Here is a 26,286-nt window from a genome sequence, read left to right as displayed (position 1 = left end):
GACCCGATGAAACGGTTACTCACCGCGCTGCTGCTGGTCACCGCCCTGGCCGTGGCACAGCCGGCCCAGGCGCAGGCCGGCCCCGGCCGCCTGCAGATCAGGGGCGCGGACGTCTCCAGCCTGGCCAAGTCGGAGGCCTTCGGCGGCGTCTACCGCGACGCCCGCGGGCGCCAGGGCGACGCGCTGCGGATCCTGTCGCAGGCCGGGCTCAACTACATGCGGCTCAAGGTCTGGGTGAACCCGGCCGACGGCTACAACACCAAGACGCAGGTGCTCGCGGTGGCCAGGCGGATCAAGGCGCTCGGCATGGGCCTGCTCGTCGACTTCCACTACTCCGACACCTGGGCCGACCCGGGCAAGCAGTTCAAGCCGGCCGCGTGGGAGCCGCTCCCGTTCGACCAGCTCAGGCAGGCCGTGTACGACCACACGTACGACGTGCTCGACGCGCTGCGCCGCCAGGGCACCACGGCCGACATGGTGCAGGTCGGCAACGAGATCAACGGCGGCCTGCTCTGGCCGGACGGCTCCAACGCCAACTGGGCGAACACCGCCGCGCTGCTGAACGCCGGCTACGACGCGGTCAAGCGCGTGTCCGGCTCGACCAAGGTCGTGCTGCATCTGGCCAACGGCGGCGACAACGGCCTCTACCGGTGGTGGTTCGACAACGCCGCCGCCCACGGCATCCGGTACGACGTGATCGGCCTGTCGTACTACGCCTACTGGCACGGCACGCTGGAGGCCTTCCAGGCCAACATCAACGACGTGGCCACCCGGTACGGCAGGCCCGTGGTCGTGGTCGAGACGGCCTACCCGTTCACCACGGCCGACGACGACGGCTGGGAGAACATCATCGTCTCCGCGGAGCCGTACCCCGGCTACCGGGCCACGCCGCAGGGCCAGTCCGCGATGCTGACCAGGGTGGCCGACATCGTCCGCGCCGTGCCGAACGGCCTGGGCCTCGGCCTGTTCACCTGGGAGGCCACCTGGACCGGCGTCAAGGGCAACGGCTGGGACCCGGCCGACCCGGCGTCGGGCAACGGCTGGGAGAACCAGGCGCTGTTCGACTACGCCGACCGGGCGCTCCCGGCGATGTCGGTGCTCGGCCGCCTCTGACGCCGTCCCCCGGGCTGCCCCGGTCCTGACGGGCGGGGCAGCCCGCGCCGGCGCCTACCGTAAGAAATATGCGCCTGACCGCCTTCACCGACATCTCGCTGCGCCTCGTGATGCGCCTGGCCGTGGCGCGCCCGGACGAGCTGCTGACCACCCGCACCGCCGCCGGCATGCTGGCCGTCCCCTACACCCACGCCGCCAAGGCCGTGGCCAGGCTGAGCGAGCTGGGCGTGGTGTCGGCCAGGCGGGGGCGGGGCGGCGGGCTCCAGCTCACCGAGGCCGGCCGCGGCGCGTCGGTCGGGAGCCTGGTGCGCGGCCTGGAGGCCGAGGGCGACGTGGTGGGCTGCGAGGACGACCCGCCGTGCCCGCTGCGGGCGGCCTGCCGGCTGCGTTCCGCGCTGCGCCAGGCGCAGGAGGCCTTCTACGCCTCGCTCGACACGATCACGGTGGAATCCCTGGTCGGCACCCCCACCGGCCCGGTCCTGCTGTCCCTCACGGCACCCGCCGACACGACCGCCCCACGGACCAAATAATATGAATCTCAGATGCAAATTAATTTGGTCTGGGTGCTTCATGCTGTCCCCCGAAGCCGCGGCCGTCGTCCGGGACGCCCGCTCCGCCGTATGAACCCCAGACACTCATTCAGCTGTGTGGAGGTTCATCATGCTGTCCGCCAAAGCCGCGGAGCTCGTCCGTGCCACCCTGCCCGTCGTCGGGGCCGAGCTGGAGACGATCACGGCGCGGTTCTACGACACCATGTTCGCCGACCATCCCGAGTTGCTCGACGGCCTGTTCAACCGCGGCAACCAGCGCAGCGGCGAGCAGCGCAAGGCCCTGGCCGGAGCGGTGGCGGCCTTCGCGGGCGCGCTGCTGGCCAACCCCGGCGAGCGGCCCGACGCGCTGCTGGCGCGCGTCGCCCACAAGCACACCGCCGTGGGCGTGACCGACGACCAGTACGTCATCGTGCACAAATACCTGTTCGGGGCCATCGCCGAGGTGCTCGGTGACGCGCTCACGCCCGACATCGCGGCGGCCTGGGACGAGGTCTACTGGCTGATGGCCGGCGCGCTGATCGCCATGGAGGCCCGCATCTACGCCGAGGCCGGGGCACGCGACGGCCGGACCTGGCGCCAGTGGCGGGTGGTCGAGCGGCGCGAGGAGACGGCGGACGCGATCTCCCTGGTGCTGCGGCCGATCGGCGACGAGCCCGTGCCGCCGGCCCGGCCCGGACAGTACGTCAGCGTGCGGGTGACCATGCCCGACGGCGTGCGCCAGCTCCGGCAGTACACGCTGTCCGGGCACGGCGGCGACGGCTGCCGCAGCATCACGGTCAAGCGGGTGCGCGGCGACGGGCAGCCCGATGGGGAGGTGTCCTCGCTGCTGCACGCCACGGTCAAGGTGGGCGACGAGCTGACCCTGTCCGCGCCGTTCGGCGACGTGTCCCTCGAGGACGGCGACGCGCCGCTCGTCCTGGTCTCGGCGGGCATCGGCTGCACCCCGATCGCCGCGATGCTGCGCCACCTGGCCGACACCGGGTCCACCCGCCGGGTGCTGGTGCTGCACGGCGACCGCTCCAGGGACGGCCACGCGCTGCGCGCGGACATGGAGCGCCTGACGGACGCGCTGACCGACGGCGAGCGCGTCTTCTGGTACGAGGAGGGCGAGCACGAGACGGCCCGCCCCGGGCGGATGGATTTGGACGGCGTCGAGATCCCCGAGGGCGCGGTCGTCTACATGTGCGGGCCGGTCGAGTTCATGCGCGCCGTCCGCGGCGGGCTCGTCGAGGCCGGGGTGGCCCCGCGCGACATCCACTACGAGGTGTTCGGCCCGGACCTCTGGCTCGGCGCGGCCTGACACGCGGCGACGGGTGGTCTGGAGCGGACGTCCGGATATGGGCATGATGACCACATGATGATCTCAGCCGACGAGCTGCTCACCACCACCCGAAGCGTGCGCAAGCGCCTCGACCTCACCCGTCCCGTCCCGATGGAGCTGGTACGCGAGTGCCTGGAGATCGCCCTCCAGGCACCCACCGGGGGCAACTCGCAGGGCTGGCACTGGATCGTGGTGACCGACCCCGAGCTGCGCAAGGCCATCGGCGGCTACTACGCGCGATCCTGGCAGGCGTACTACGGCTCCGGCGGCGGGGCGCGCTCGCTGTTCAGGGACGACCCGGTGCGTTCGGCGGCCCAGGAGCGGGTCTCCGACAGCGCCGCGTACCTGGCCGACCACATGAGCGAGGTGCCCGTGCTGGTGATCGGCGGCATCACCGTGCCCGGCGGGCTGCCCGAGGGCAACCAGTCCGGGCTGTGGGGCTCGCTGCTGCCGGCCGCGTGGAGCTACATGCTGGCCGCCCGCGCCCGCGGACTGGGCACCGCCTGGACCACGCTGCACCTGGCGTACGAGAGCGAGGTCGCCGAGCTGCTCGGCATCCCCGGGAACGTCCGGCAGGGCGTTCTCCTGCCCACCGCGTACTACACCGGCGAGACGTTCCGTCCCGCCAACCGCCAGCCCCTGGACGAGGTGCTCCACCTCGATCGCTGGTAACCCCCGCGGGGCGGGGGCACAGTGGAGGCCAGGACCGACGTGAGGGAGGGCCCCCGTGATCTCCTTGCCGCTGCTGCCGACGTCGCTGGTCGGCAGCTACGCCCAGCCCGAGTGGCTGATCGACCGTGCCAAGCTGGCCGGCCGGTTCCCGCCCCGCGTGCGGGCCAGGGAGTTGTGGCGGGTCCCGCCCGGCCTGCTGTCCCAGGCCCAGGACGACGCCACCGAGCTGGCGATCAGGGCGCAGGAGCGCGCCGGGCTGGACATCGTCACCGACGGGGAGATCCGGCGCGAGAGCTACTCCAACCACTTCGCCACCGCCCTGGAGGGCATCGACCTGGACAACCCGGGTACGGCGCTGGACCGCAGCGGCCACCCGAACCCGGTGCCGCGCATCTCCGGGCCCATCCGGCGGCCCCGCCCGGTCGAGGTGGACGACCTGAACTTCCTGCGCGCGCACACCGATCACGTGGTGAAGATGACGGTGCCGGGGCCGTTCACGATGAGCCAGCAGGCGCAGAACGACCACTACCCCGACGCCGAGGCCGCCGCCATGGACTACGCGGCGGCGGTCAACGCCGAGATCCGCGACCTGTTCGCCGCCGGGGCCGACATCGTGCAGATCGACGAGCCGTACATGCAGGCCCGGCCCGAGGCGGCGCGCGCCTACGGCCTGGCCGCGCTGAACGCCGCCCTCGACGGCGTCACCGGCATGACGGCGGTGCACATCTGCTTCGGCTACGCGGCGATCATCCACGAGCGGCCGGAGGCGTACTCGTTCCTGCCGGAGCTGGCCGGCTGCCCGGTCCGGCAGGTGTCGATCGAGACCGCGCAGTCGGGGCTGGACCTCGGAGTGCTGTCCGACCTGAAGGACAAGACGGTCATCCTCGGCGTGATCGACCTGTCCACGCCGGAGGTCGAGCCGGTCGAGGTGGTGGCGGACCGGGTGCGCCGGGCGTTCGAGCGGGTGCCGCCCGAGCGGATCGTCATCGCCACCGACTGCGGGATGAAGTATCTGCCCAGGGCGTCGGCCGAGGGCAAGATGCGGGCCATGGCCGGCGCGGCCCGCCTGCTGCGCCGTGAACTGGGCCGTGAACCGGGCCGTGAACCGGGCCGTGAACCGGGCCGCGAACTGGATCGCGACATTTCCTGATGATTTTCCCGCCCGTACGGGAAACTCGCAATTAGGATCATGGGCCTGACCCCCTGAAGCATCGCAAGGAGCCGACAGTGCCCGACAGCGAGCAGGAGAGCGCGCCCAGCGGGATCGACACCAGCAAGCCGAGCGTGGCCCGCGTCTACGACTACTTCCTCGGCGGCAAGGACAACTACGAGATCGATCGCCACGTGGCCACGGCGGCGCTGCAGATCGCGCCGGACGCGCCCGAGGCCGCCCAGTCCAACCGGCAGTTCCTGCGGCGCACGGTCCGCCACCTCGCCGCCGAGGCGGGTGTCCGGCAGTTCCTGGACATCGGCTCGGGCCTGCCCACGCAGGGCAACGTGCACGAGGTCGCCCAGTCCGCCGCCCCGGGCGCCCACGTCGTGTACGTCGACCACGACCCGATCGTCCTGGCCCACGGCCGCGCCCTGCTCGCCGTCGACGAGACCACCGCGATCGTCGACGCCGACGTCCGCGAGCCCGAGAAGATCCTCGACGACCCCAGGACGCGCGCCCTCATCGACTTCAGCGAGCCGGTCGGGCTGCTGATGTTCGCGATCCTGCACCACCTGTCGGACGAGGAGGACCCGGCGGGCCTCGTGACCCGGCTCCTGCGCCCGCTGGCCCCGGGCAGCCACGTGGTGATCTCGCACTTCCACAACCCCGGACAGGTTCACCCCGAGGTGTCGCAGCAGGCCTTCACCGCGGAGAAGCTCTTCAACGAGCACCTCGGCACCGGCCGGTGGCGCACCCACGAGGAGATCCTCGCCTATTTCGACGGGCTCGAACTGCTGGAGCCCGGTCTGGTGCCGCTGCCGGAGTGGCGTCCGGACCCCGGCGAGCACCAGGCCGAGCTGGGCATCACGTATCACACCTTCGTGGGAGGCGTGGGCCGCAAGCCCTAGCCGGGGAGCTTGCCCGAAGCCACCACGTCCTTGTACCAGTGGGCGCTGTCCTTCCAGGTGCGCTCCATCGTCTCCCGGTTCACCCGGACGATGCCGAACCGCTTGGCGTAGCCGTGCGCCCACTCGAAGTTGTCCATCAGCGACCACACGAAGTAGCCCCGCACGTCCGCCCCGGCCGCGATCGCCTCGGTCACGGCCGTCAGGTGGCGGTGCAGGTAGTCGACGCGGTCCGCGTCGTGGACCAGGCCGTCGGGGGAGACCGGGTCGGGGAACGCGGCGCCGTTCTCGGTGATCATCGTCGGCAGGTCCGGGTAGTCGCGGTGCAGGCGCAGCAGCAGCTCGGTCAGGCCGGTCTCGTCGATGTTCCAGCCCATCTCGGTGTACGGCCCCGGCTGCTTGACGAACTCGATGTCCTCGCAGGCGATCCACGGGGAGACGGCCCCGTCCTGGTGCCCGTCGGCGGTCTCCCGCGGGGTCACGCCGTCCCACTGCCGCACCAGCGTCGGGTTGTAGTAGTTGACCCCGAGCACGTCCAGCGGCTGGCAGGCGGTGACCTCGTCGCCGTCGCGCACGAACGACCAGTCGGTCACCGAGGCGGTGTCGGCGATCAGGTCACGCGGGTAGGCGCCCTCCAGCATCGGGCCGAGGAAGGCCCGGTTGGACAGGGCGTCCGCGCGCCGCACCGCGTCGGCGTCGCGCTCGGACACGCCGCGCACGTGGTGCAGGTTGAGCGTGACCGACATCTGCGCGTCCTTGGCGGCGGTCGTCCGCAGCGCCTGCACGGCCAGGCCGTGGCCCAGGTTGAGGTGGTGCACGGCGGCCAGGGCGGCGGCCGGGTCGGTCCTGGCCGGGGCGTGCACGCCGGAGGCGTAGCCCAGGTAGGCCGAGCACCACGGCTCGTTCAGGGTGATCCAGGTCCGGACGCGGTCGCCGAGCGCCCCGCCCATGAGCCGGGCGTACTCGGCGAAGCGCTCGGCGGTGTCGCGGTGCGGCCAGCCGCCCGCGTCCTCCAGCTCCTGCGGCAGGTCCCAGTGGTAGAGCGTGGCCACCGGGGCGATGTCCCTGGCCAGCAGGCCGTCCACCAGCCGCTGGTAGAAGTCCAGGCCCGGCGCGTTGACCGGGCCGCGGCCGCCCGGCTGCACGCGCGGCCAGGAGATGGAGAACCGGTAGGCGCCGACGCCCAGCCCGGCGAGGAGGTCGAGGTCTTCCTCCAGCCGGTGGTAGTGGTCGCAGGCCACGTCCCCGGTGTCGCCGTTGGCCACCAGGCCCGGCGTGTGGGAGAAGGTGTCCCAGATCGACGGGCCGCGCCCGTCCTCCGTGGCGGCGCCCTCTACCTGGTAGGCGGCGGTTGCGGTGCCCCACAGGAAGTTCTCGGGGAAGGCAGGCATGTCACTCCTTGGCGCTGACGATGATCTCGATGTGGTCGGTCTCCGGAGCCGCGGCGGCGTTCGTCCCGGCGTGGCGCAGGTTCCAGGGGGCGGGCGTGCCCGCGAGGCGGCGGGCGCTCAGGCGGTCACCCTCGCGGGAGACCTCGAACACGGCCGCGGCGCCGCCGCCGAGCGCCGGCACGGGGGAGGGCACGGGGGAGGGCCCGGGGGAGGGTACGGTGACCGTCCTGGCGGCGCCGTCGGGGAGCTCGTGGACGGCCTCGAACCCGCCGATGTCGTGGCTCCAGAACCCGAACCCGGCCAGCCCCGGCGACAGCCCGCCCCGCAGCGACTCGGCCATCGCCTCGAACAGCGCGACCTCGCCCGGCCCGCGCCGCTCGGCCGGCACGTCGTGCACGGTCTGGTTGTAGAGCAGGCTGTAGTAGTTGTGCATCCGCTCGGGGTCGGAGCCGTCGGCGTAGCCGACGTCGGTCGGGATGCGCTCGCCGAAGTCGGTCTTGAACGCGTCCACCCCCATGTCGAGCAGCCCTCGCAGCTTGCCCGCGTACCAGTCGCGGGCCGCGGGCGAGGTGAAGTCCACCAGCGCCCGCCCGGCCTGCCAGCGATCATCCTGCCAGACCGTGCCGTCCGCTCTGCGCAGCAGGTGCCCGGCCGCGGCCCCCTCCTCGACCAACGCCGACGCCTGCCCGATGCAGGGGTTGATCCACAGGCAGACCCGCAGCCCGCGCTCCTCGAGCCGGCGCAGCATGCCCTTCGGGTCGGGGAACACCGCAGGACCGGCCCGTCGATGGTGCTGCCGCGGTGGACGATCTCCCGCGTGGGGGCGAGGATCCGCAGCGAGCCGGCCTCCGCGGTCACGTCGTGGGCCGCGACGGCGTACTCGCCGCGCACCCCCGGACGCATCCGCCGGTAGCCGTCTTTGACCTTCATGCCAGTCCGTTCTCGGGGTGAGGTCGGGGGTTCAGGGACGTAGGGCGGCGACCGCTCGGGGCGCCAGCGTGACGTGGCCCTCCGCGGGGGAGCCGGTCAGCAGGTCCTCGGCGGCGTGCGGGATCGGCACGCGTACGGTGGCGCCGCCGTGGTTGAGCAGGAACAGCACCTCGCCGCGGCGGATCGCCTCGACACCCTCAGGCAGCCCGGGGATCAGGCCGCTCACGCCGGCGTCGGCCAGCACCCGGCCGGCCAGCGCGCCGAGTGCGGCCGGCTCGGGCATCGTGGCCACGTACCAGGCGACGCCCGCGCCCGCGCGGTGCCGCGTCACGGCGGGCCGCCCGTCCAGGTCGCCCCCGGCGAACTCGGCCACCACCTCGGCGCCCTCGGCGGTGAGCAGCTCGGTCCAGGTGCGCGCGGCGAACTCCGCCCCGTCCTCGGTGCCGTTCTCCGTGCCGTTCTCCGTGCCGTTCTCCGGGCCGCCGTTCCAGCGGCAGCGCACGGGCGGGTCCTCGGGGGCGGGCAGCCACTCCTCGCCGGAGGCGCCCAGCACCTCCCGCAGCGGCGCGGGGAACCGCCCGGTACGCACCTGCGCCCGCGGGTCCACCACCCCGGAGAACGGCCCGACCACCAGCACACCGCCACCGCGCACGTACGCGGTCAGCCCGGCCGCGTCCTCGTCGCTGACCAGGAACAGGTTCGGCGCCACGACCAGCGCGTACGCCGACAGGTCGGCGGCGGGCGGCACCACGTCCACGCTCACCCCGCGCTCGAAGAACGGCACGTAGTAGCTCAGCAGCTGGTCCACGGCGTTGAGCCGGTCACTGGGCCGGCCCCGCTCCTCCAGCGCCCACCAGCTCTCCCAGCCGAACACCATCGCCACCCGCGCCGGCACCGGCTCGCCCGCCAGGTCCGCCAGCTTCCGCAGCTCCTGCCCGTGCGCGCGCACCGCCGCGTGCAGCCGCGTCTCCGCGCCGGCGTGCGGCACCATCGCGGCGTGGAAGCGCTCGGCGCCGAACCGGGAGGCCCGCCACTGGAAGTAGCACAGCCCGTCCGCGCCGCGCGCCAGCGCCTGCAGCGACTCCAGCCGGAACTGGCCGGGCGGCTTGGGCAGGTTGTGCGGGCGCCAGTTGACGGCGCTCGTGGACTGCTCCATCAGCAGCCACGGCCGGCCCCCGGCCAGGCCGCGCATGAGGTCGTGGGTGAGCGCCGTCCTGGCCGGGGCGAGCGGGTCGCCCGGCTCCGGGTACCAGTCGTTGGCGACCACGTCCTCCTCGGCGGCGACCGACCAGTAGTCCACCCGCTTGAACAAGCCCATGAAGTTCGTGGTGACCGGCGTGCCCGGAGTGCGCGCCCGCAGGACGTCCCGCTCGGCGCGGAAGTGGTCGAGCAGCGCGTCGGAGCTGAAGCGCCACCAGTCGAGGCGCTGGGAGGGGTTGATGAGGTACGGGGCGCGGCGCGGCGGCACCACCTCGGCCCAGTCGCCGTACCCCTGGCTCCAGAATGTGGTGCCCCACGCCTCGTTGAGCGTGCCGAGGTCGCCGTACCGCTCCCGCAGCCAGGCGCGGAACGCCGCGGCCGAGACGTCGCAGTGGCAGACCTCGCCCAGCTCGTTGCCCACGTGCCACAGGGCCAGCGCCGGGTGGCCGGCGTACCGGTCGGCCAGGGCGGTCACGATCTCCAGCGCCCGCTCCCGGTAGACGGGGGAGGAGGGGCAGAACTGGTTGCGCGAGCCGTACCAGAGCCGGTGCCCGCCCTCGTCCACCGGCAGCGTCTCCGGCCACCGGTGCCCCAGCCACGGCGGCGGCGAGGCCGTCGGCGTCGCCAGGTCCACCGCGATCCCGTGCTCGGCCATCAGGTCGAGCACCCGGTCGAGCCAGCCGAAGTCCCGCCTGCCCGGCTCCGGCTCCAGCCGCGCCCAGCTGAACACGCCGACTGTGACCAGGTTGACCCCGGCGGCCCGCATCAGCCGGGCGTCCTCCGCCCAGACCTCCTCCGGCCACTGCTCCGGGTTGTAGTCCCCGCCGAACAACAGCCCGCGGCCCTCGGTGAGCGTGTGCATCCCCAGCTCCGACGACGTGACACCCGCACCGGGCTTCATGACGTGACTCCCTCACGTGGCGGCGCGGAGCTGTCCCCGACCACCAGACGGCAGGGCACGAGCCGCTGCCGCGGCGGCGCGTTCCCCTGCAAGCGGTCGATGAGCATCCGCGCGCCGAGCCGCCCCAGCTCGGTGCTGGGCGGCTCCAGCGTCGTGAGCCGGGGGTGGAACATCTCGGCGACCCGGGCCGACGACAGCACCAGCATCAGCGTCAGGTCGCCGGGAATGCGCCAGCCGCGCCGCGCCACGGCCGCGATCACGCCGACCGCCGCGTGGTCGTCCATCACCGCCAGAGCGGTCACGTCGGGGTGCCCGGCCAGCAGCCGGTCGAACGCCTCGGCGCCCTCCTCGGGGGAGCCGGGGTGGAAGTCGTCCACGTACGCGATGCCGGCCTGCCGCGCGGCGGCGGCGAACTCCGCGCCGGCCCGGACCGCGGGGCCGTACCCGGCCGCGTACGCGTCGGCGGAGAGGTTGAAGAAGGCCAGCTTGCGATGCCCGAGCCCGGCCACGTGCGACACGGCGTCCCGGGCCGTCGCGGCGAAGTCGATGTCGGCGTGGTCGATCGGCCCCGGGTCGCGGGTGCGCCCGATCATGCCGAACGGCACCCCGGCCGCCGCCAGGAACTCCGCGCGCTCGTCGTCGAGCCGCACCTCCATCAGCAGCACGCCGTCCACCAGCCCCAGGCCGGTCAGGTGGCGCAGCTCCTCGATCGGGTCGGCGTTCTCGGGGGAGAGCAGCAGGTGGTAGCCCAGCTCGCGGGCCGCCTCGGCGGCGCCGGTGGCGAACTGCATCTCGGTCGGGCCGAAACCGCCGCGCGGGGCCGGGAACAGCAGGGCCAGGATGCGGGTGCGCTTGCTCTGCAGGCCGCGGGCCAGCAGGTTAGGGCGGTACCCGAGCTCTTCGGCGGCCCGCTCGACGCGCCGCCTGGTCGCCGCCGCCACTGGACGGGTGCCGTTGAGCGCCGCGGACGCGGTGCTGACCGCGACCTGGGCGCGCTCGGCCACGTCACGCAGCGAGGTCATGGAGCGAGGCCATGGAGCGAGGTCATGGAGGGCTCCGGGGACGGACCGATACGGGAGTCGAAACGTTTCGCACAACGCTAAAGTCCGGTTTGTGGGGATGTCAATGATTTGTATTCGGATGCCCGAAAAGGAAGCCCTCAGGGCAGCCGCCGGCCCGGGCGGTCGGAGCCTGCCCGGGCCGGCGTCCCCCTAGTACACGTACGGCCAGCCGGCCGAGTCCCAGCCGATGAGGTTGATCCCCAGCTTGGGCGTGCCGTTGTCGGCTCCGTCGTAGTAGTGGTAGACGAGCAGGTCGCCGTCCACGTCGGACATGACGCTCTGGCCGCCGGGCCCGATGTAGCGGCCGTGGGTCTCCAGGACCGTCGTGCCGCCGCCGCTCAGCATGGACCTGCCCGAGCGGTCCACGTACGGGCCGGTGGGGCTGGTGGAGCGGCCGACCTTGATCTTGTACGTGCTGCTCGTCCCCGCGCAGCACCGGTCGTAGGAGGCGAACAGGTAGTAGTGACTGCCGTGCCTGACGATGTCGGGCGCCTCGACGGCGTAGGGGGCGTCGGGCCGGGTGGCCAGGTGGTGCAGCGTCCGGTCGGTGGAGTGGCGCCTGCCGGTCGAGGGGTCGAGCCGGATCATGCGGATGCCGGTCCAGTAGGAGCCGAAGCTCAGCCACCACCGTCCCGAGGAGTCGACCAGCAGGTTCGGGTCGATGGCGTTGTGGTCGTCGCCGGTCGTGGTCGCGTGGACGACGCCCTGATCGCTCCACGTGCCTGGCTGGCCGGTGGGGCTGGTGGCCAGGCCGATGGCGGAGTTGTTGGAGCCGAAGCTGGAGACCGCGTAGTACATCAGGTATCTCCCGCCCTGCTGGGAGATGTCCGGCGCCCACGGGTCGTTGCCCGGCGAGTACGTCCGCCACCACGACGGCGGGGTGCGGAAGGCCGATCCCGCCCGGGTGAAGTCGACCCGGTCGGTGGAGGTGCGGGCCTCCAGGTAGCCGTGGGTGGAGTAGAGCACGTAGCCGGACGACGTGCGGATCATCGTGGGGTCGTGCACGACGACGTCCCCGGTGACCCGGCCGGGAGCGGGGTAGGCGAGCGCGGCGCCCAGGAGCGGGAGCGCGGTCGCGGCGGCGATGACGAGACGGGACAGGCGGCGCAAGGGTCCTCCTCGGCATGGGGGTATGCCGGTTCGCCTGCCGGGGACGCTGCGCCGGTGCGTCGGCCCGCACTTTAGGCGCGGCCTTTCGCGGCCGTCAACCGGCTGTGAAACTTACATCGCCGCCTGTCCTGGGCTGAGCTGCGGCTACCCCGGGCCACTTGGGGCGACCTTGACAGGCCCTGTCAGAGTTCGTAGGTTCGGGCCGCTTTCAACCGGTGATGTTAACGCTAACATCGCCGCCTGCCCGGGACGCTGCGCCGCGTCACCGTCCGGCCGGACCGCTCGTGTCCGGCCGGTTCCCGCCATGGCAGGAGTCAGCTCATGACCGGACTCATCCGTTCGGGGGAGCGGTCGAGCGGCGCTGGATCAGCTCGATCGGGCCGGCCAGCACCTCGGCCACCGTGTCGTCGGGCTTCAGGCTGCCCAGCAGCGTCACGCCCCGCCGGCCCAGCTCCGCCAGCGGCATCCGCACCGTGGTCAGCGCCGGGTAGAGGTAGCTGGCCAGGTCGAGGTCGTGCACGGCGACGATGGAGACGTCCCGGGGGATCTCCATCCCGGCCGCGCGCACCCCCTCCATCGCCCCGATGGCCGAGGCCACGTTCGCCACGAACACCGCCGTCGGCGGCTCGGGGACGGCCAGCAGCCGGGCCATGGCCGCCGCCCCGCCCGCCGGGGTGTAGTCGGCCGCCACGATCGGGCCCTCGGGCAGGCCCGCGTCGCGCATCGCCGCCGAGTAGCCGGCCGACCTGCGGGCGGCCGTGTCGGCGCGCGACGGGCCGGCCAGGTGGGCGATGCGGCGGTGGCCGAGGCGTACGAGGTGCTCGACCGCGAGCGCGGCGGCCCGCTGGTCGTCGAGGATGACGTACCGCTTGACGCCCCTGCTGCGGTTGTTGAGCATCAGCCACGGGATGGCCGCCTGGTCGAGCTGCGCGGTGAGCCCCGACTCGTCGCCGGCCCCGGCCAGCAGCAGCCCGTCGATGCGGCCCTGCCCGATCCGGTCCATGTACTCGCCCAGCCCGGCGCCCGTCGCGCTGCCGGTGACCAGCACGTATCCCTGCGCGGCCGCCTCCGCCTCCGCGCCCTTGATGATCTCGGCGTAGACCGGGTTGGCGAAGTCGGGGATGAACAATCCGAACATGTGCGCCCGCGAGGTGCGCAGGCTGCGCGCGGCGACGTTGGGCCGGTAGCCCAGCGCCTCGATCGCGGCCAGCACCCGCTCCCGCGTCTCCGGCCGGATGTTGAGCGTGGGGTCCTTGTTGACGACGCGCGAGACGACGGCCCGATCCACCTTCGCGATGGCCGTTACGTCGGCGAGCGTGACCCGGGTGCGCTTCATGAGGACGGTCCTGGCCGCCGGCTCTCGCCGCTGTCCATCGAGCGGTAGAGCGCGTCGAGCAGGCGCAGCGTGCCGAGGTTGTCGGCGCCGGAGGTCTCCGGCTCGCCGCCCTCGGCGATCGCCCGCAGCAGTGACCCCATCGGCCCGGCCACCGCGTCGGGCAGCCAGCTCCGGGTCACCGGGTACGGCAGCCAGCCGTCCGTCGGCAGCGCCCGGCTGTTGACCTCCAGGGTGTCGGGGCGGCCGTGCGGATAGTCGTACAGCAGGCCGAGCGTGCCCTTGATCGCGCCCTCGGTCCCGTCGATGCGGAAGGACGCCTCTCCGTCGCCGGCGCGGTTCTCGTGCGTGGCGTGCACCAGAGCGCGCACCTCGCCCGGGTAGACCAGCGTGCTCATCGTGCGCGTCTCGCCCTTGGCGACCTGGCCGGGCGTGCGGCTGCCGGTGCAGAAGACCACCTCGGGGTGGCAAGGGCTCACAAACCGAACAAGAGGGAGGTCAATCGTTTTTATTCGGAAATTTCCCCACCTTTAACGGCTCCTCCAGCCGAGCTCCTCGTAGAACGCCGCCCGGGCCCGCCCGAAGGCGTCCCGGTCGAGCACGGCCCCCTTGTACCGCCCGTCGGTGATCGGCTCGTCGTGCAGCCGCGCCGGCAACTCCTCGTCGAGCGGGCCCGGCCACCCGCCCGGCGCGCCTGCGGCCGGGTGCGGGGAGGTCGTGTGGGGGGCGGGCTCGGGGGCGGCCGCGGGCTCAGGGGTGGTCTCGCGCAGGGCGTACGCGCGCATCCCGTCCAGCCGCGCCTGGCCCGCCGCCAGCAGGTCCTCCCGCGTGAACTCCGTGCCGAGCACGGCCGTGACCAGGGCGGTCAGGTGGTCGATGGTCAGCGGTCTGGTGGGGGAGGAGGCGAACACGCACAGGTTGAGCGCGTCCAGCCCGCTCCACAGCCGCAGCAGCCGGGCGCTGCGCCGCCCCCGCTCCTCGTCCAGCACCCCGGCCGGGGCGGGCTCGGCACCGACCCGGGCGGCCTCGGGGAAGCTGAACGCCAGCCCGGCGACCGGGTCGAAGTCGAGGTCGTGCTCCAGGGCGTCGTAGCGCGGGCCGCCGGGGGCCAGCGCGTACCCGAGGCCGATGCCCGGCTGCGGGCGCGGGTCGAAGCACGGCAGCTCGGCGCCCTTGACCGTCATCGCGTACGCCTCCGCCCCCGGCCCGAGGCGCCGCGCCGCCCGCGCCGACCCCTCGGCGAGCAGGTCGCCCAGAGCCCCGGACCGCGCGGCCACGTCCTCGATCAGCCTCGCCGGCGCGGCCGCGTCACCGAAGGCGGGACCGCCGGGCAGCAGGCCGTGCCCGGCGCACTCCATGGCGAAGGCGAGCGTCCCGCCGAGGGAGACGGGGTCGAGGCCGAGGTCGTTGCAGCGGGCGTTGGCGTCCAGGACGGTGTCGAGGTCGTCGATGCCGAGGTTCCACCCGAGCGACAGGAACGCCTCCTGCCCCAGCCCACCGGCCCGCCGCTCCCCGGCGGCTTCCGCGCGCCCGCCGGGTCGCCGTCCGGCGGGGGGAAGCGGTGGGGCGTACACCTTCAGGCAGTCGTTCGGGCAGCCCGGGCAGGCGCCGGTGGTCGAGACCGCGCGGCCGTCGTAGTCGCGGGCGGCCGGGACCCGCAGCCCCGGCGCGCCCGGTACGGAGAAGTTGCGGACCGAGGCGTAGCCCGGATCGAGCGGATCGCCCGCCCAGCCCGCGAACCCGGGCAGCCCCGCCTGGAGCGCCGCCAGCGGGTTCGTGGCCATGGACGCCCGGTAGTAGGCGGCCAGCCCGGCGAGCGCCTCGGGATCCGCCACCTCGGCCGGCGCGTCGCCGTGGCACACGATGGCCTTGAGGTTCTTGGCGCCGAAGACCGCGCCCAGGCCGTACCGCCCGGCGGCGTAGGCGTAGTCGGTCACCACGCTCGCGTACCGGACGAGGTTCTCCCCGGCCGGCCCGATCGCCGCCACGTGCGCGCTCTCACCGTGCCGGGCCCGCAGCGCGTCGGTCGTGGCGGCGGTGCCGAGCCCGCGCAGGTCGCCCGCGTCGTGCACCGTCACCTCCCCGCCCGCCACCAGCAGGTACGACAGCCGCTCCGCCCGCCCGAGCACGGCCAGCGCCTTCGCCCCGGCCCCCCGCATCCCGGCCGCGAACGGGCCCAGCGCGTGCGCCTCCCCGGCCACCCCGGTCAGCGGCGACTTGGCCAGGAACACCGCCTTGGCCAGCCCGGGCGCCGCCGTCCCGCCCAGCATCCCGGCGGCCACGTAGAGCAGCGCCCGCGGATCGTACGGATCCAGCCCCGGAACGGTCCGCTCGCCCATCAACCGCAGCCCGAGAACGGACCCGCCATAGTGCCCCTTCTCCGAAGATCGGTGTTCCTTCTCCACGTTCCCGCTGGTCAAGTCCACAATGAACGGCATGACAAAGCCTCCTAGAGCCGGCGAGGGGACCAGGAGCGGCACCACATCACACACCACCCGGCCCACGCAACCCTGAGGAGGCTCCGGTGGGCTCCTTCCGGCGGGGGCGCCGACCGCTCGATGAACGTGGCCGCGGGCCGGGGACGGCTCGATGCCGGTCCGCCGGCGGGCGGGCACGACCGGGCAACCTGCGGCGGGAGGGCAGCCGGCCCGTGCGGCCGTGGTGAAGGTGCTGAGCATCGCCGCATTTCGGGCGGCGTAAATGAATGGCGTGCACGGATCCGGCCCGGGTGGCATTTCCCTGGGCCCGCGTCTCGGCGCGACGGCGGGTGTGGACCGGGCCGGATCCTTGGAGGCGGAGGAGGACGCTGGAGAGGGATCAGGGGTGCGGCGCGCGAGGGTGCGGGGCGGGCCGGAGGTTCGGTGAGCGCGTCGGGTACCACCTCCGGGTTCGCGCCCGTCCGGCGCGGAGAGCTCGGAAATCGCCGGACTTGCCCGGAAATTTCGCCCGAGCACCGCATATGTCCGGCATATTTCGGGACGATAGATCCGACTTTTAATTCTTGTCAACATAAGTCGGTCGATCTCCGAAGTAAGGTAGATCCATGCCAAGCGATTCCAGCGGCCAGAGCGCCGGGGCGGGGGCGCTGCTGGCGATCCTCCGGGATGGGCAGGCCCGCACCCGAGGGGAGCTGGCCCGGCTCACCGGGTTGTCCAGGTCCACCGTCTCCCAGCGGCTGGACGGCCTGATCGGCCAGCGCTGGGTCGTGGCCGGCGAGGGCTCGATCTCCTCCGGGGGACGGCCGGCCGCGGTGTTCGCGTTCAACGGCGCCGCGCGTGTCGTGCTCGCCGCCGACCTGGGCGCCACCCACGCCCGCCTGGCCGTCCTCGACCTCGGCCTCAACGTGCTGGCCGAGCGGGCCGCCGAGCTGCTCGTCGACCGCGGGCCGGAGCGCACGCTGGGGGAGGTGGTCGCCGGTTTCCGGGAGCTGCTGGCCGCGACCGGACACGACCTCACGCAGGTGTGCGGGGTCGGGGTCGGCCTGCCAGGGCCGGTCGAGCACGGCTCGGGACGGCCGGTGAACCCGCCGATCATGCCGGGCTGGGACGGCTTCCCCGTGCCCGGCTGGCTCCAGGCGCGGCTGGAGGCCCCCGTGCTGGTGGACAACGACGTGAACGTCATGGCGCTGGGCGAGCACTGGGCCGCCGGACCGGCCGTCGACCACCTGATCTTCATCAAGATCGGCACCGGCATCGGCTGCGGCATCATCTCCGGCGGCCGCCTGCACCGGGGCGCGCAGGGCGCGGCCGGGGACGTCGGCCACATCCGGGTCCCCGCCTCGGAGGCGCCGTGCCGGTGCGGCAACGCCGGCTGCCTGGAGGCCGTCGCCGGGGGCGCCTCGATGGCCGCCGTGCTGCGTGCCGCCGGGATCGAGGCGCGCGGCAGCAGGGACGTGGTCGCGCTGATGCGCGCGGGCGACCTGCACGCCACCCGGCTGGTCAGGCAGGCCGGCCGCGAGGTCGGCGCGGTGATGGCCTCCATCGTGAACTTCTTCAACCCCTCCGTCATCGTGATCGGCGGGGACGTGGCCGAGGCCGGCGAGCAGGTGCTCGCGGGCGTGCGCGAGACGATCTACAGCCGGTCGCTTCCGCTGGCCACGCAGCACCTCGGCATCCGGGCCAGCGAGCTGGGCGACCGGGCCGGGGTCGTCGGCGCCGGCGTGATGGTGGTCGAGCACGTGCTCGCCCCGGACGCCATCGACCGGATCGTCGCCAGATGAGCGCCATTGACCGGATCACCGCGGCGTAGTAACAATGGTGATCGTCTCGAGCTCCAGGGCGGTGGCATGCCCGGGGGACGGGCACAGATCCGCCGCGACGTGGTCGGCGCACGCGTCCCTCAAGGAAGGGAACCCTCGCGTGAGCCATCACCGTGCCCCAGAAGAGCCGACTCCCGACGATCAGGTCCATGAGGAGCGGGAGCGGGCCGAGACGCTCCGCCGCCGGCTCGGGCTGAGCCGCCGCGGGCTGCTCGCCGCCACCACGGGCCTGGCCGCCGCGGCCGCCATCCCGTTCGTCCAGCCCACAGCGGCCGCCGCCCAGACCGCCGGTACGGGATCGAGGCGAGTGCTCGTTCCGCCGGGCAAGCGCGGCATCATCCTCTACACCGTCCGCGACGCGATCTCCCGCGACCCGCTGGCCACCACCCTCCCCTCGGGCTTCCGCCGCGTGCTGGAGGCGCTGTCGGCCATCGGGTTCAGGCAGGTCGAGTTCGCCGGTTACCGCCAGCACGCCAACTCCGAGGGCGGGGCCAACCTGGAGAGCGTCGAGGGCGCCCGGCTGCTGCGGAGCTGGCTGGACGACAACGGGCTGCAGGCCGAGGGCAACCACGGCTTCATCCCGGGCTCGTGGCCGCTGACGCAGGCCGACCTCGACCGGTTCAAGCAGACGCTGGAGATCGCGAACATCCTCGGCCTGGGTCACGTCGGCACCGGCTCCGACCCGACCGGGAGCGCGTACAAGGCCGACTGGGACGTCGCGGCGGAGAAGTGGAACGAGCTCGGCTCGATCGCCTGCCAGGCCGGGATCAAGCTCTACACGCACAACCACGACGCGGCCTACGCGTTCCTGCTCGACAGCGGACCCCTCGACGAGCAGGGCCGGCCGACGCGCTCGTCCGGCATCCGCAAGCTGGAGTACTTCTTCACGATCAGCGACCCCGGGCGGGTCTACTTCGAGATGGACATCTTCTGGGCGCACGTGGCCCAGTTCAAGCACCGCACGTACACCGCGCCCGACGGGTCGGTCCAGACCGACGTCTTCGACCCGCTCGCCACCGTGCGGGCCCAGGAGAAGCGCTTCCCGCTGTTCCACGCCAAGGACGGCGCGTCCAACCCGGCCGTCCCGAACGGCTACGACATGGTGCCGTTCGGCACCGGCCACATCGACTACCGCCGCTTCTTCTCCAAGCTGCGGTCCCCCGGCTACCACAACCCGATGTACGAGCAGGACAACGCGCCCGGCACCGACCCGGCCCAGTCGCTGCGGTTCGCCGAGCTGAGCTACCGGAACATGGCCGCATTACGCGGCTGACGTAGACCGGACCGCCACGGGATCCCCCGCCGTTGCAGCGGCGGGCGTGGCGGCCCGGGTTCGTGACACTCCTCGTCCTAGGAGCGGCATCACCATGCAGCGTACCCTCGCGGTGCTCGGCGGCCTCGTGCTGACCGTCGCCACGCTGGCCTTACCGGCCCGAGCGCACGACCCGGCCACCGAGTGGTCGAGCTACGAGAAGATCACCCTGACCAAGAACGTGGGCGAGCCGATCGACCTGGCCGTCCTGCCCGACCGGCGGGTCCTGCACACCGCCCGCAACGGCGACATCCGCCTGACCGACCCCGCCACCGGCGTCACGAAGGTCGTCAACACGATCCCGGTCTACGCCAACTCCGAGGACGGTCTGCAGACGATCGCCCTCGACCCGGCCTTCGACGACAACAAGTGGGTCTACGTCTTCTACGCGCCCAAGACGATGTCGGCGCCGTACCCGGAGACCACGCCCACCGGGTCGGCGCCCAACACGCTGCCCGCCGGAGCCGACGAGACGTACTGGAACCAGTGGAAGGGCTACAACCAGCTGTCCCGCTTCAAGTGGACGGGCAGCGCGCTGGACCTGTCCACCGAGCAGGTCATCATCAAGGTCGAGGTGCAGCGCGGCCAGTGCTGCCACGTCGCCGGTGACGTCGACTGGGACGCTGACGGCAACCTCTACCTCGCCACCGGCGACAACACCCCCGCCGGCACGCCCGGCGCCAACGGGATGGAGCCCAACAACGACGCCCCCGGCATGAACCCCGGCCTCGACTCCCGGCGCGGCGCGGGCAACAGCAACGACCTGCGCGGCAAGATCCTGCGGATCAAGGTGGCCGCGGACGGGACGTACACCGTCCCGGAGGGCAACCTGTTCGCGCCGGGGACGGCGGGCACCCGGCCGGAGATCTTCGTGACCGGCGTGCGCAACCCGTTCCGCATGGACGTGGACGCCGAGACCGGCACCCTGTCCTGGGCCGACTACGGCCCCGACGCCGGGACCGCCGACCCCAACCGGGGCCCGCTCGGCTACGTCGAGTGGAACATCACCCCGATCGACAAGCCCATGAACAGCGGCTGGCCGTACTGCACGGGCAACAACTTCAACTACAACGACTGGGACTTCGCGACCGCGCAGCCGGGGCCGTGGTTCGACTGCGCGGCCGGGCCGCGCAACACCTCCCGCTGGAACACCGGTCTCGACCAGCTCCCGCCCGCCGTGCCCGCCGACCTGTACTACGGCGACAACAACACCCACCAGCCGGCCGAGTGGGCCGGGCTCGTCGACTTCGACCCGCAGGGCGGGCAGGGGCCGATGGGCGGGCCGGTCTACCACTACGACCCGGACAACCCGGCGCCCGGCAAGCTGCCCGAGTACTGGGACGGCAAGGCGTTCTTCGCCGAGTTCTCCCAGGACTACCTGGCCGCGTTCACCTTCACGGGCGCCGACGGCCCCGTCACGAAGATCGAGCACTTCCTGCCCAACAGCGCGCTGCGCACCGCCGCCCAGCCCATCACCGACAGCCCGATGGACATCGAGTTCGGCCCGGACGGCTCCCTGTACGTGCTGGACTACGGTGACGGGTTCTTCCGCGCCAACCCCGACGCCGGCCTCTACCGCATCGACTACACCCCGGCCAACAAGACGCCCCAGGCCCGGATCACCGTGGACAAGACGTCGAGCAGCACCGCGCCGCTCACGGTCGCCTTCGACGCCACCTCCTCGCGGGACACCGAGCCGGGCGCCCTGACGTACGAGTGGGACTTCGACGGCGACGGCACCTTCGACGGCACCGGCGCCACGGTCACCCACACCTACACCGAGCTGGGCCAGTACGCGGCCCGGCTGCGCGTCACCGACTCCGGCGGGCGGGCCGGGCTCACCTCCGTCGAGATCACCGTGGGCAACACCGCGCCCGTGGTGACCGTCCAGACGCCACCCGACGGCGGGTTCTTCGACTGGGGGAACGCGCTGCCGTACCGGATCGGGGTGACCGACGCCGAGGACGGCGACAACCCGGTGTGCTCGCGGGTGCAGTGGACGTTCGGCCTGGGCCACGACACGCACGCGCACCCGGAGACCACCGGCACGGGCTGTGCCGGCGCCTGGCCGACCCCGGCGAGCGCGCCCGAGCACGGCGAGACGGAGAATATCTACGGCGTGGTCGTCGTGAGCTACCGCGACAACGGCGCCGGCAACATCCCCGGCGCGCTCGGCGAGGACACGCTCACCCTCAACCCGAAGCTGGCGCAGGCCGAGCACGCCGACGAGAGCAGCGGCGTCACGGAGACCCCGGACGACACCGCCTCGGCCAAGGCGAAGGTCACCTCGTTCGACCCCGGTGACTGGATCGCCTACGACCCCGTCCACTTCGCCGGGATCACCGGCGTGCGCACCACGGCCTCCGGCGCCGGCACGCTCTCCCTGAGGTGGAAGTCGCCGACGGCCGAGCCGTTCGCCACCGTGACGATCCCCGCCGGGGACGACTGGCAGACGGTCACCACCGCGCTGGAGGGCCTGCCCGAGGGCACCGGCCGGCTGTACGTCACCTCCTCCGGCGGCGTGGAGCTGGACGCGTTCACCTTCCAGGGCAGTGGCGTGGCCGACACCACCCCGCCGGTCGTCACCGCCGCCCTCGCCCCGGCCCAGCCGGACGGCAAGGACGGCTGGTACACCGGCAACGTCACGCTCACCGTCACCGCCACCGACAACGGCACGGTCGCCGGCCGTCAGTACTCCCTCGACGGCACCACCTGGGCGAACGCCAACAACCCGGTCACCCTGAGCACCGAGGGCGCCAAGGAGGTCCGCTTCCGGGCCACCGACAACGGCGGCAACGTCTCACCGGCCGGCACGCTCACCGTCAAGATCGACAAGTCGAACCCGGTCCTGTCGATGACAGGAGTGGAGGCCAAGCCGTACGGCGACTCGGCGACGGTCACCCCCGTCCTGACGGCGACCGACGCGGTGTCGGGCGTGGCCGGGGTCACCGCCGAGATCGACGGCAAGGCCGTCGCGCCCGGGAAGCCGGTGCCGCTCTGGACGCTGCCGCTCGGCGAGCACCAGCTCACCGGCACCGTGACCGACCGGGCGGGCCGGACGGCCACCGCGACCGTGACGTTCCAGACCACCACCTCCTACGCCGACGTGCGGGCGCTGATCTCGCGGTTCCGGCAGTCTGGGGCGGTGACCGGGAAGGCCGCGTACGAGCTGCTGGAGCAGCTCGAACAGGCCGAGCGGCACGAGAAGAAGGGCAGGCGGGCGCTGGCCGTCTCGGCGCTCGAGCGGTTCGTGAAGATCGCCGAGCAGCGCGGGAACGTGCGGGACGCGGCGGCGCGGGCCGCGCTCGTACGCGATGCCAAGGCCCTGATCGAACGGCTGCGCACGGCGTAGCCGGGTGATCGCGCGCCCGGCCCGGCGATCGGGATCCCGGACCGGGCGCGCCACCCCTTGCCCGCCGGAGGGATAAGGGGCGATCTTGGGGGCAGCTGGCCCGGGATGTCCACCCTCGACCTCATCCTGGCCCTCGGCGGAGCCGCCGCCCTGCTCGCCGCGATCCTCCCCGAGGTGCTCGCCGGCCGCCCCCTCTCCCTGCCGCTGGTCTACCTGCTCGCCGGCGTGGTCCTGTTCGCGCTGCCCATCGGGTTGCCCGACCCCGACCCGATCGCCCACCGCACGGCCCTGGAGCACATCACCGAGCTGTGCGTCGTCATCTCCCTCATGGGCGCCGGCCTGGCGATCAACCGCCGGGCCGGGCCGCGCGGCTGGTCCACGACGTGGCGGCTGCTGGGCCTGACCATGCCGCTGACCGTGGCCGGGGTCGCCGCCGCGGCCATGGCCCTGCCCGGCTGGCCGATCGGCGCGGCGCTGCTGCTCGGGGCCGTGCTCGCGCCCACGGACCCGGTGCTCGCCTCCGACGTGCACGTGGGCGAGCCCGTGGACGCGGCGAACGCCGACGACGAGGTCCGCTTCGCCCTGACCTCGGAGGCCGGGCTCAACGACGGGCTGGCCTTCCCCATCGTGTACGCGGCCATCGCCGTGGCCACCGCCGGCGGCGCGGGCTGGCTGGGGGAGTGGGCGCTGGTGGACGTGCTCTACCGGACCGCTGCTGGCGTCGTCTCGGGGTTGCTGATCGGCCGCCTGCTCGGCAGGCTGTTCTTCCGCGCCAGGTCGGGCGGGCTGCGCCTGTCGGAGCGGCGCGACGGGTTCGTGGCGCTGGCCGCCACGTTCCTCGCGTACGGGGTGACGGAGCTCGCCCACGGGTACGGCTTCGTCGCGGTGTTCGTCACCGCCTGCACCATCAGGCGGGCGGAGCACGGGCACGGCTACAACAACGTCCTGCACGGCTTCGTGGAGCAGGTCGAGCGCCTGCTCACGGCCTGGCTGCTGCTCCTGCTCGGCGGCTTCGTCGCCACCGGCGGCCTGGCGGCGCTCACCTGGCGCGGCGCCGCCGTCGGGCTCCTGCTCCTGCTGGTGATCCGGCCGCTGGTCGGCTGGCTGACCCAGTGGCGCGGCCGGGCGGGGCCGAGGGAGCGGCTGGCGATCTCGTTCTTCGGGATCCGGGGGATCGGGTCGCTGTTCTACCTGGCGTACGCGCTGGGCGAGGCGGGCTTCGGGGTGCCCGCCGAGGAGCTGTGGGCGGTGACCGGCTTCACCGTCCTGGCCTCGGTCGTGCTGCACGGGGTCACGGCCACCCCGGTGATGGACCGCGTGGACGCCATCCGCGCCTCACGCCGGGCCGAGGCTCCAGACCTGTAACAGGCCCCCGTCGTCCGCGCCGGCCAGGACGGGCCGGCCGTCCAGCTCGGCCAGCGCCAGCCGGCGGATCGAGCCGCCCTCGCCGGCCCCCAGGACGCCGATGACCTCGCCGTCGTCGAGGTTCCGGACCCGCACGACGACGTCGCCGCCCCACGGGGCGTGGGCCACGGCGGCGACGGGCACGTCACCGAGCCGCCCCGCCACCAGGGCGGCGGCCCCCCGGTCGTCGGGGCTCCGGACGCTGAAGTCCCACTTCTTCCGGCGCTTGCCCGTCGCCAGGTCGTACACGCGCAGGGTCGCGTCCAGGTGCGTGGACACCAGGACGGGCTTGCCCTTCAGCTCGCCGCAGGCCAGCAGCTCGATGCCGCCGATCTCGCCCGTGTGGAAGGAGTGCGTCTGCCGGCCCGTGGACAGCCGCCACACCCGGACCCGCTGGCCGCCGTCACCGGTGACGAGCACGTCGTGGCCGCCCAGCCTGCCGAACGCGAGCCCGCGGATGCCCTGGAAGTGGTCGTTGATCGTGGGGCCGATCTGCTTGCCGGTGGAGATGTCCCACAGGCGCACCACGCTGCGCAGGTCCTTCATGCCGTCGTACTTCTGCGACACCGCGACCGCCCGGCCCGCGACCGCCCGGCCCGCGACCGTGACGGCCACGATGGGGTCGCCCGCGCGGTGGGTGGCGAGGCTCTCGCCCCGCGGGCCCCACAGCCGCATCCGGCCGTCACCGTGCCCGGAGGCCGTCACCTGCCGGCCGCCCAGCTCGCCGACGGCCATGGCCGTCACCGCGCCACCGCCGTCGCCGAGCGGGGTGACGGCCGCGTTCAGATCCCACGCGACCACCGTCCCCTTGGTGGTCCCGCACACGACGGTGGCTCGGCTCGCGGCCATCGCCGCCGGCTCGCCGCCGCCGCTCGCCACCGGAACGGGCCCCTTGACCGGCGTGCCGAACGGCTCGGCGGCCACGGCCGAGCCGGGCGACGGGGACGCCGACGCCGACGCCGACGCCGACATGGACGGAGGTGGCGACGTGGACGCGGTGGCCGACGGTGACGTGCCGCCGTCCGCCCGCAGCGAGCCGCTTCCCGGGCGGAGGACGGCGAACGCCGACACACCGATGGCAGCCGCGGCGGTGAGCCCCCCGATGAGCGCCCGCCGGCTGACCGGCCGCCCCTCGCTCGGCGCCGCGTCCTGCGCCGGCCTCACCCCGGAAGGAGGCAACGGCGGAGCCCCGGCATCCACCCGGCCCGGAGACACAGGCGCCGCATGTGAGGCGGGCGCAGGGGCACCGTGCGACGGGGACGCGGGCGCCGCCTGCGACGAGGCCGCTTGGGACGGGGTCGCCTGGGATGAGGCCGCTTGGGACGGGGCCGCCTGCGATGAGGGTGCCTGGGACCAGGCCGCTTGGGGCGAGGGTGCCTGGGGCGAGGGTGCGGGGTCGGGGGAGGAGGGTGGCGGGGACGTGGGGGCGGGGGCGGGTACGGACGCGGCGGCGCTTGCCGGCCCGATCAGCCGTCGCAGCAGGTCCGTAGGCTGTGGCCGCTGCGCCGGGTCCTTGGCCAGGCACCGCTCGATCAGCTCGCGCATCAGCCGCCCGGGCACCCCGGACAAGTCAGGAGTCCCGGTGAGGATCGCGTTCATGATGACCGGCACCGAGTCCCCGGCGAAGGGCGGGCGGCCGGTGGCGGCGAAGACCATCGTCCCGGCCCAGCTGAACACGTCGGAGGCGGTGCCGACCCGCTCGCCCCTGAACTGCTCGGGCGACATGTACGCGGGCGTCCCCACCGCGCCGGAGGTCCGGCTCGTCGCGTCGAGCGCCTTGGCGATCCCGAAGTCGATCACGATAGGCCCGTCCGGCCCGATCAGGACGTTGCCCGGCTTGAAGTCCCGGTGCACGATCCCCGCCTGGTGGATCGCGGCCAGCGCGGTCAGCGTGGAGATCGCCAGCCGGTCCAGCGCCCCGCCGCGCCGCGGCCCGGAGGCGCGGACGGCCGCGTACAGCGTGTCGCCGGGGACGTATTCGCTGACGATGTACGGCCGCTCGTCCAGCACCCCGACGTCCAGCACGGCGGCCGTACAGAACGCGGCCACCCGCCGCGCGGCCTCCGCCTCCCGCAGGAACCCGCGCGCGATGGCGTCGTCCTGGACGAGGTGCGCGTGCAGCAGCTTGATCGCCACCTCACGCCCCGACCCGGTCACCCCCCGGTAGACCACGCCCTGCCCGCCGGACCCGAGCACGCCGACGAGCCGATGGTCACCGATCCGCTCGGGATCCCCCGGCCGGAGCGGGCGCAGGTCGGGCATCCCACTCCTCTCTCAGGCCCCCAGTCTCTCAGACCCGGATGACGCGGCGATCGCCGC

Annotated in this window: 19 protein-coding genes; 10 read left to right on the top strand and 9 right to left on the bottom strand. The window is 73.3% G+C overall.

Going from position 1 to position 26,286, the window contains the following annotated elements; genetic code table 11:
* Nucleotides 1-6 precede the first annotated feature (6 nt).
* The 6 genes from ACBJ59_RS32770 (at nucleotide 7) to ACBJ59_RS32745 (ending at nucleotide 5,718) form a co-directional block, all read left to right on the top strand.
* Nucleotides 7-1,113, top strand: coding sequence for an arabinogalactan endo-beta-1,4-galactanase (locus tag ACBJ59_RS32770; protein WP_375114066.1), 1,107 nt, complete (start codon nucleotides 7-9; stop codon nucleotides 1,111-1,113).
* Between the two features lie 68 nt (nucleotides 1,114-1,181).
* Nucleotides 1,182-1,643 carry an RrF2 family transcriptional regulator gene (locus ACBJ59_RS32765; RefSeq protein WP_375114065.1) on the top strand — a complete coding sequence of 154 codons (462 nt, stop codon included), beginning with the start codon at nucleotides 1,182-1,184 and terminating at the stop codon, nucleotides 1,641-1,643.
* Nucleotides 1,644-1,773: 130 nt separating this feature from the next.
* A complete protein-coding gene (locus ACBJ59_RS32760) occupies nucleotides 1,774-2,964 on the top strand; it encodes a globin domain-containing protein (RefSeq protein WP_375114064.1) in 1,191 nt (396 codons plus the stop codon).
* 54 nt (nucleotides 2,965-3,018) lie between these two features.
* Nucleotides 3,019-3,657 (top strand): nitroreductase family protein, encoded by a 639-nt coding sequence (locus tag ACBJ59_RS32755; RefSeq protein WP_375114063.1) that lies wholly within the window; start codon nucleotides 3,019-3,021, stop codon nucleotides 3,655-3,657.
* A gap of 55 nt (nucleotides 3,658-3,712) precedes the next feature.
* Nucleotides 3,713-4,807, top strand: coding sequence for a uroporphyrinogen decarboxylase family protein (locus tag ACBJ59_RS32750; protein ID WP_375114062.1), 1,095 nt, complete (start codon nucleotides 3,713-3,715; stop codon nucleotides 4,805-4,807).
* Nucleotides 4,808-4,884: 77 nt separating this feature from the next.
* Nucleotides 4,885-5,718: an SAM-dependent methyltransferase gene (locus ACBJ59_RS32745; RefSeq protein WP_375114061.1), complete on the top strand. Its 834-nt coding sequence runs from the start codon at nucleotides 4,885-4,887 to the stop codon at nucleotides 5,716-5,718.
* Here the strand turns inward: ACBJ59_RS32745 and ACBJ59_RS32740 are convergent.
* The 8 genes from ACBJ59_RS32740 to ACBJ59_RS32705 form a co-directional block, all read right to left on the bottom strand.
* Nucleotides 5,715-7,106 carry a GH1 family beta-glucosidase gene (locus ACBJ59_RS32740; RefSeq protein WP_375114060.1) on the bottom strand — a complete coding sequence of 464 codons (1,392 nt, stop codon included), beginning with the start codon at nucleotides 7,104-7,106 and terminating at the stop codon, nucleotides 5,715-5,717. The two genes, ACBJ59_RS32745 and ACBJ59_RS32740, sit on opposite strands and share 4 nt — an antisense overlap.
* Before the next feature lies 1 nt (nucleotide 7,107).
* Complete coding sequence (locus ACBJ59_RS32735; RefSeq protein WP_375114059.1) at nucleotides 7,108-7,875, bottom strand: TIM-barrel domain-containing protein; 768 nt, start codon at nucleotides 7,873-7,875, stop codon at nucleotides 7,108-7,110.
* A 192-nt stretch (nucleotides 7,876-8,067) separates the two neighbouring features.
* The gene (locus ACBJ59_RS32730; RefSeq protein ID WP_375114058.1) at nucleotides 8,068-10,137 is read right to left on the bottom strand and encodes a beta-galactosidase; all 2,070 of its coding nucleotides are present in this window, start codon (nucleotides 10,135-10,137) and stop codon (nucleotides 8,068-8,070) included.
* Nucleotides 10,134-11,159 (bottom strand): LacI family DNA-binding transcriptional regulator, encoded by a 1,026-nt coding sequence (locus tag ACBJ59_RS32725; RefSeq protein ID WP_375114057.1) that lies wholly within the window; start codon nucleotides 11,157-11,159, stop codon nucleotides 10,134-10,136. The genes ACBJ59_RS32730 and ACBJ59_RS32725 overlap by 4 nt, the downstream gene beginning before the upstream one ends.
* Nucleotides 11,160-11,348: 189 nt before the next feature.
* Nucleotides 11,349-12,308: an arabinan endo-1,5-alpha-L-arabinosidase gene (locus ACBJ59_RS32720; RefSeq protein ID WP_375114056.1), complete on the bottom strand. Its 960-nt coding sequence runs from the start codon at nucleotides 12,306-12,308 to the stop codon at nucleotides 11,349-11,351.
* Nucleotides 12,309-12,639: 331 nt separating this feature from the next.
* Nucleotides 12,640-13,644, bottom strand: coding sequence for a LacI family DNA-binding transcriptional regulator (locus ACBJ59_RS32715; protein WP_375114055.1), 1,005 nt, complete (start codon nucleotides 13,642-13,644; stop codon nucleotides 12,640-12,642).
* Complete coding sequence (locus ACBJ59_RS32710; protein ID WP_375114054.1) at nucleotides 13,641-14,120, bottom strand: hypothetical protein; 480 nt, start codon at nucleotides 14,118-14,120, stop codon at nucleotides 13,641-13,643. The genes ACBJ59_RS32715 and ACBJ59_RS32710 overlap by 4 nt, the downstream gene beginning before the upstream one ends.
* Before the next feature lie 51 nt (nucleotides 14,121-14,171).
* Complete coding sequence (locus ACBJ59_RS32705) at nucleotides 14,172-16,079, bottom strand: aldehyde ferredoxin oxidoreductase C-terminal domain-containing protein (protein ID WP_375114053.1); 1,908 nt, start codon at nucleotides 16,077-16,079, stop codon at nucleotides 14,172-14,174.
* A 605-nt stretch (nucleotides 16,080-16,684) separates the two neighbouring features.
* Here ACBJ59_RS32705 and ACBJ59_RS32700 point away from each other — a divergent pair.
* The 4 genes from ACBJ59_RS32700 to ACBJ59_RS32685 all read left to right on the top strand — a co-directional run bounded on the left by ACBJ59_RS32700 (nucleotide 16,685) and on the right by ACBJ59_RS32685 (nucleotide 23,928).
* Nucleotides 16,685-17,860, top strand: coding sequence for an ROK family transcriptional regulator (locus ACBJ59_RS32700; RefSeq protein ID WP_375114052.1), 1,176 nt, complete (start codon nucleotides 16,685-16,687; stop codon nucleotides 17,858-17,860).
* Between the two features lie 139 nt (nucleotides 17,861-17,999).
* The gene (locus tag ACBJ59_RS32695) at nucleotides 18,000-19,172 is read left to right on the top strand and encodes a sugar phosphate isomerase/epimerase family protein (protein WP_375114051.1); all 1,173 of its coding nucleotides are present in this window, start codon (nucleotides 18,000-18,002) and stop codon (nucleotides 19,170-19,172) included.
* Nucleotides 19,173-19,266: 94 nt separating this feature from the next.
* The gene (locus ACBJ59_RS32690; protein WP_375114050.1) at nucleotides 19,267-22,563 is read left to right on the top strand and encodes a PQQ-dependent sugar dehydrogenase; all 3,297 of its coding nucleotides are present in this window, start codon (nucleotides 19,267-19,269) and stop codon (nucleotides 22,561-22,563) included.
* A 105-nt stretch (nucleotides 22,564-22,668) separates the two neighbouring features.
* Nucleotides 22,669-23,928: a cation:proton antiporter gene (locus ACBJ59_RS32685; protein ID WP_375114049.1), complete on the top strand. Its 1,260-nt coding sequence runs from the start codon at nucleotides 22,669-22,671 to the stop codon at nucleotides 23,926-23,928.
* Here the strand turns inward: ACBJ59_RS32685 and ACBJ59_RS32680 are convergent.
* A complete protein-coding gene (locus ACBJ59_RS32680) occupies nucleotides 23,899-26,229 on the bottom strand; it encodes a WD40 repeat domain-containing serine/threonine protein kinase (protein ID WP_375114048.1) in 2,331 nt (776 codons plus the stop codon). The two genes, ACBJ59_RS32685 and ACBJ59_RS32680, sit on opposite strands and share 30 nt — an antisense overlap.
* Nucleotides 26,230-26,286 lie beyond the last annotated feature (57 nt).

It is taken from the genome of Nonomuraea sp. MTCD27 (assembly GCF_041950495.1).
Classification (GTDB): Bacteria; Actinomycetota; Actinomycetes; order Streptosporangiales; family Streptosporangiaceae; genus Nonomuraea.
This window is presented reverse-complemented; position numbering and strand designations above follow the sequence as displayed.

What these genes read in the sequence shown, in the direction of transcription:
- ACBJ59_RS32705 (WP_375114053.1), bottom strand. Translation starts at nt 16,079, where the DNA reads ATGCCGTTCATTGTGGACTTGACCAGCGGGAACGTGGAGAAGGAACAC.
- ACBJ59_RS32770 (WP_375114066.1), top strand. Translation starts at nt 7, where the DNA reads ATGAAACGGTTACTCACCGCGCTGCTGCTGGTCACCGCCCTGGCCGTG.
- ACBJ59_RS32760 (WP_375114064.1), top strand. Translation starts at nt 1,774, where the DNA reads ATGCTGTCCGCCAAAGCCGCGGAGCTCGTCCGTGCCACCCTGCCCGTC.
- ACBJ59_RS32700 (WP_375114052.1), top strand. Translation starts at nt 16,685, where the DNA reads ATGCCAAGCGATTCCAGCGGCCAGAGCGCCGGGGCGGGGGCGCTGCTG.
- ACBJ59_RS32755 (WP_375114063.1), top strand. Translation starts at nt 3,019, where the DNA reads ATGATGATCTCAGCCGACGAGCTGCTCACCACCACCCGAAGCGTGCGC.
- ACBJ59_RS32680 (WP_375114048.1), bottom strand. Translation starts at nt 26,229, where the DNA reads ATGCCCGACCTGCGCCCGCTCCGGCCGGGGGATCCCGAGCGGATCGGT.
- ACBJ59_RS32725 (WP_375114057.1), bottom strand. Translation starts at nt 11,159, where the DNA reads ATGACCTCGCTGCGTGACGTGGCCGAGCGCGCCCAGGTCGCGGTCAGC.
- ACBJ59_RS32740 (WP_375114060.1), bottom strand. Translation starts at nt 7,106, where the DNA reads ATGCCTGCCTTCCCCGAGAACTTCCTGTGGGGCACCGCAACCGCCGCC.
- ACBJ59_RS32765 (WP_375114065.1), top strand. Translation starts at nt 1,182, where the DNA reads ATGCGCCTGACCGCCTTCACCGACATCTCGCTGCGCCTCGTGATGCGC.
- ACBJ59_RS32690 (WP_375114050.1), top strand. Translation starts at nt 19,267, where the DNA reads ATGCAGCGTACCCTCGCGGTGCTCGGCGGCCTCGTGCTGACCGTCGCC.
- ACBJ59_RS32730 (WP_375114058.1), bottom strand. Translation starts at nt 10,137, where the DNA reads ATGAAGCCCGGTGCGGGTGTCACGTCGTCGGAGCTGGGGATGCACACG.
- ACBJ59_RS32715 (WP_375114055.1), bottom strand. Translation starts at nt 13,644, where the DNA reads ATGAAGCGCACCCGGGTCACGCTCGCCGACGTAACGGCCATCGCGAAG.
- ACBJ59_RS32685 (WP_375114049.1), top strand. Translation starts at nt 22,669, where the DNA reads ATGTCCACCCTCGACCTCATCCTGGCCCTCGGCGGAGCCGCCGCCCTG.